The following is a 4,284-nucleotide window of genomic DNA, read 5'->3' on the forward strand; positions in this document are numbered from 1 at the left end:
GCCTTTTCGCGGCTCCGGCGGCGCCGTCCCGCGGGGGCGTGGCGCCGCCCTCCCGGGCGGCACCACGCCGGTGCGCTACTTCTTGCCCTTGTCGCCCTCGTCCGAGGACAGCACCGCGATGAACGCGTCCTGGGGGACCTCCACGGAGCCGACCATCTTCATCCGCTTCTTGCCCTCCTTCTGCTTCTCCAGCAGCTTGCGCTTACGGCTGATGTCACCGCCGTAGCACTTGGCGAGCACGTCCTTGCGGATGGCGCGGATGGTCTCGCGGGCGATCACCCGGGAACCGATCGCGGCCTGCACCGGCACCTCGAAGCTCTGCCGGGGGATGAGCTCCTTCAGCTTGGCGACCAGCCGCACGCCGTACGCGTACGCCTTGTCCTTGTGGGTGATCGCCGAGAAGGCGTCCACCTTGTCGCCGTGCAGCAGGATGTCCACCTTGACCAGGTCGGACGTCTGCTCGCCGGTGGGCTCGTAGTCCAGCGAGGCGTAACCGCGGGTCTTGGACTTCAGCTGGTCGAAGAAGTCGAAGACCACCTCGGCGAGGGGGAGCGTGTAGCGGATCTCGACGCGATCCTCGGAGAGGTAGTCCATGCCGAGCAGCGTGCCGCGCCGGGTCTGGCAGAGCTCCATGATCGCGCCGATGAACTCGCTGGGGGCGAGGATCGTGGACCGCACCACCGGCTCGTACACCTCGTCGATCTTCCCCGTGGGGAACTCCGACGGGTTGGTGACGATGTGCTCGCTGCGGTCCTCCATGACCACGCGGTAGACCACGTTCGGGGCGGTGGCGATCAGGTCCAGGCCGAACTCGCGCTCCAGCCGCTCGCGGACGACCTCCAGGTGCAGCAGGCCCAGGAAGCCCACGCGGAAGCCGAAGCCCAGCGCCGCGGAGGTCTCCGGCTCGTACACCAGGGCGGCGTCGTTCAGCTGCAGCTTGTCCAGCGCCTCGCGGAGCTCCGGGTAGTCCGAGCCGTCCACCGGGTAGAGGCCGGAGAACACCATGGGCTTGGGGTCCTTGTAGCCGCCCAGGGCCTCGGTGGCGCCCTTCGAGGCCGAGGTGACGGTGTCGCCGACCTTCGACTGGCGGACGTCCTTCACACCGGTGATCAGATAGCCCACCTCGCCGACGGAGAGGCCGTCGGCCGCGGTCATCTCGGGCGAGTTCGTGCCGATCTCCAGCAGCTCGTGCTGGGCACCGGTCGACATCATCTTGATCCGCTCACGCTTGTTCAGCGTGCCGTCGACGACCTTCACGTACGTCACGACGCCGCGGTAGCTGTCGTAGACCGAGTCGAAGATCATCGCGCGGGCGGGCGCGTCCTTGACGCCGACCGGGTGGGGGACGTGCTTGACGACCTCGTTCAGCAGGTCCTCGACGCCCTCGCCGGTCTTCGCGGAGACCCGCAGCACGTCGGAGGGGTCGCAGCCGATCAGGCCGGCCAGCTCCGCGGCGAACTTCTCCGGCTGGGCGGCCGGCAGGTCGATCTTGTTCAGCACGGGGATGATCGTGAGGTCGTTCTCCATCGCCAGGTACAGGTTGGCGAGGGTCTGCGCCTCGATGCCCTGGGCCGCGTCCACCAGCAGGACGCAGCCCTCGCAGGCGGCCAGGGAGCGGGAGACCTCGTACGTGAAGTCCACGTGCCCCGGGGTGTCGATCATGTTCAGGATGTGCGTCGTGCCGGTGTCGTCGCCCTCCGTGGGCGCCCAGGGCAGACGCACGGCCTGGGACTTGATCGTGATGCCGCGCTCGCGCTCGATGTCCATGCGGTCGAGGTACTGGGCGCGCATCTGCCGCTGCTCGACGACGCCGGTGATCTGCAGCATCCGGTCCGCGAGCGTCGACTTGCCGTGGTCGATGTGCGCGATGATGCAGAAGTTGCGGATCAGCGCCGGGTCGGTGCGGCTGGGCTCCGGCACGGGGGTAGAGGTCGCGGGCACCTTGGTCCTGTCGGAAGTCTGGGGGCGTACGGATTGCTGTATCCCGCCTATCGTCCCATGAGCGGGGGGCTCGGTGCGGTTTGGGACGGTGTCGCGGCTGCTGGTAGCCTGGATCGCTGTGCCTGGACTTTCTCCGGGCGCGTGTTAGGTATCAACGAACAGCAGAGGCTTATTCGTGGCGAACATCAAGTCCCAGATGAAGCGGATCAAGACGAACGAGAAGGCGCGCCTGCGCAACAAGGCCGTCAAGTCCTCGCTTCGCACCGCCATCCGCAAGACCCGTGAGGCTGTCGAGGCCGGTAACCTCGAGGCCGCGGTTTCCGCGCAGCGTGAGGCTTCCCGGAAGCTCGACAAGGCCGTCAGCAAGGGTGTCATTCACCGCAATGCCGCCGCCAACAAGAAGTCCGCGCTGGCTCAGCGTGTGGCCTCTCTGCAGGGCTGACCTCCTCGCACTCTGAGCTTGACCCGCCGGGAGCGGGTTGCAGCGGCCCCTCTCTCCGCTCCGACCCCGGCAGCACGCGCTGCACGCGGCCTGCGTTCGCCACGCGGGTGCGGCGCACACCTCTTTGTTTGACCTGAGCCCCGGCTCGTCCCGCCTTCCCCAGGCGGAGCGGGTCGGGGCTTCGGCTTGCCACCTTGGGCTTTCGGGTTCCCCGGGATTTCGGGTTTCCCGGACCTGGGACAATGGGGGCATGCCCTCCGTACTGCCCGATGGTCTGCCCATGCCCGATGACGGGGCGCTGCCCGCCGATGCGCTGGGCGGGGCCGGACCGCTCGGATTCTACGTGCATGTTCCGTACTGCGCGACGCGCTGCGGTTACTGCGACTTCAACACGTACACGGCGAGTGAGCTGCGCGGTACGTCGCGTGACGACTATGCGCAGACCCTGGTCGACGAGGTGCGCCTGGCCCGCAAGGTGCTGGGCGACGACCCGCGGCCGGTCCGCACCGTCTTCGTCGGCGGCGGTACGCCGACCCTGCTGCCGGCCGCGGACCTCGGGCGGATGCTCGGGGCGATCCGGGACGAGTTCGGGCTGGCGGACGACGCCGAGGTGACGACCGAGGCCAATCCCGAGTCCGTCGATCCGGCGTATCTGGCGGAGCTGCGGGAGTGGGGCTTCAACCGGGTGTCCTTCGGGATGCAGAGCGCGCGGCAGCACGTGCTGAAGGTGCTGGACCGCACGCATACGCCCGGGCGGCCGGAGGCGTGCGTCGCCGAGGCGCGGGCGGCGGGGTTCGAGCACGTCAACCTGGACCTGATCTACGGCACGCCGGGGGAGAGCGACGACGACTGGCGGGCGTCCCTGGACGCGGCGGTCGGGGCGGGGCCCGATCACATCTCGGCGTACGCGCTGATCGTCGAGGAGGGCACGCAGCTCGCGCGGCGGATCCGGCGCGGGGAGGTCCCGATGACGGACGACGACGAGCACGCGGACCGCTATCTGATCGCCGAGGAGACGCTGTCGGCGGCGGGATTCCAGTGGTACGAGGTGTCGAACTGGGCGACGTCCGAGGCGGCGCGCTGCCTGCACAACGAGCTGTACTGGACCGGCGCCGACTGGTGGGGCGCGGGGCCCGGCGCGCACAGCCACGTCGGCGGGGTCCGCTGGTGGAACGTCAAGCATCCGGCGGCGTACGCGCAGGCCCTCTCCGAGGGGCGCTCGCCCGGCGCGGGGCGGGAGCTGCTCGCGGCGGAGGACCGGCGGGTGGAGCGGATCCTGCTGGAGCTGCGGCTGGCGGCGGGGTGCCCTCTTTCGCTGCTCGCGCCGGCGGGGGCGGCGGCGGCCCGTCGGGCGGTCGCGGACGGGCTGCTCCAGGCGGAGGCGTACGACGCGGGGCGGGCGGTGCTCACGCTGCGCGGGCGGTTGCTGGCGGACGCGGTCGTGCGGGACCTCGTGGACTAGCCCCGGCTGGTCGCGTCTGCGCTGCGGGGGCTTCGCCCCCGGGCCCCCTTCGCGGGCTGCGCCCGCATCGCGCCTGAACGGCGCTCGGCCTCAAACGCCGGCCGGGCTGGGTGGGGTGCTGTCGCGCTGTCGTCATCCGGATTCGGAACTTCGGCGCGCACACCGGAGCGCCCATCTACTGCGCCCGGTCCGTCCCAGCCCGCCCCGTGCAAGCCGATAGCGCGCTGCGCTGCATCTCGCCCGTCCGCGACAAGCCGATAGCGCGCTGCGCTGCATCTCGCCCGTCCGCGACAGGCCGATAGCGCGCTGCGCCGCGTCCGCCTGTCCGGCGCGGGCCGACAGGGCAAGGTGCGCTATCCCGCTCGCCTGCCAGGGCGACGCGATGCGCCGCGTCCCGTCCGTCTGGCGCGGGCCGACCGGGCAGGGCGCGCTATCCCGC

General features: G+C 70.5%; 3 protein-coding genes. 2 read left to right on the plus strand and 1 reads right to left on the minus strand.

The features are described 5' to 3' along the window. Positions 1-75: 75 nt before the first annotated feature. Positions 76-1,941, minus strand: coding sequence for a translation elongation factor 4 (gene lepA, locus AB0M28_RS09110; protein WP_365400166.1), 1,866 nt, complete (start codon positions 1,939-1,941; stop codon positions 76-78). A gap of 175 nt (positions 1,942-2,116) precedes the next feature. On the opposite strand from lepA, the gene rpsT reads away from it, so the two are divergent. Both rpsT and hemW read left to right on the plus strand, forming a co-directional pair. Further along, positions 2,117-2,383, plus strand: a complete 267-nt coding sequence (gene rpsT, locus AB0M28_RS09115; RefSeq protein ID WP_365400169.1) for a 30S ribosomal protein S20 — start codon at positions 2,117-2,119, stop codon at positions 2,381-2,383. Positions 2,384-2,633: 250 nt separating this feature from the next. Beyond that, on the plus strand, positions 2,634-3,845 hold the full coding sequence (hemW, locus tag AB0M28_RS09120; protein WP_365400172.1) for a radical SAM family heme chaperone HemW: 1,212 nt from the start codon (positions 2,634-2,636) through the stop codon (positions 3,843-3,845). Positions 3,846-4,284 lie beyond the last annotated feature (439 nt).

Origin of the sequence: Streptomyces sp. NPDC051940, from assembly GCF_040680895.1 — a bacterium.
In the GTDB taxonomy this organism is placed as follows: domain Bacteria; phylum Actinomycetota; class Actinomycetes; order Streptomycetales; family Streptomycetaceae; genus Streptomyces.

Bases quoted from the DNA above. Each gene is read 5' to 3' on its own strand.
- hemW (WP_365400172.1), top strand. From the start codon at position 2,634: ATGCCCTCCGTACTGCCCGATGGTCTGCCCATGCCCGATGACGGGGCG.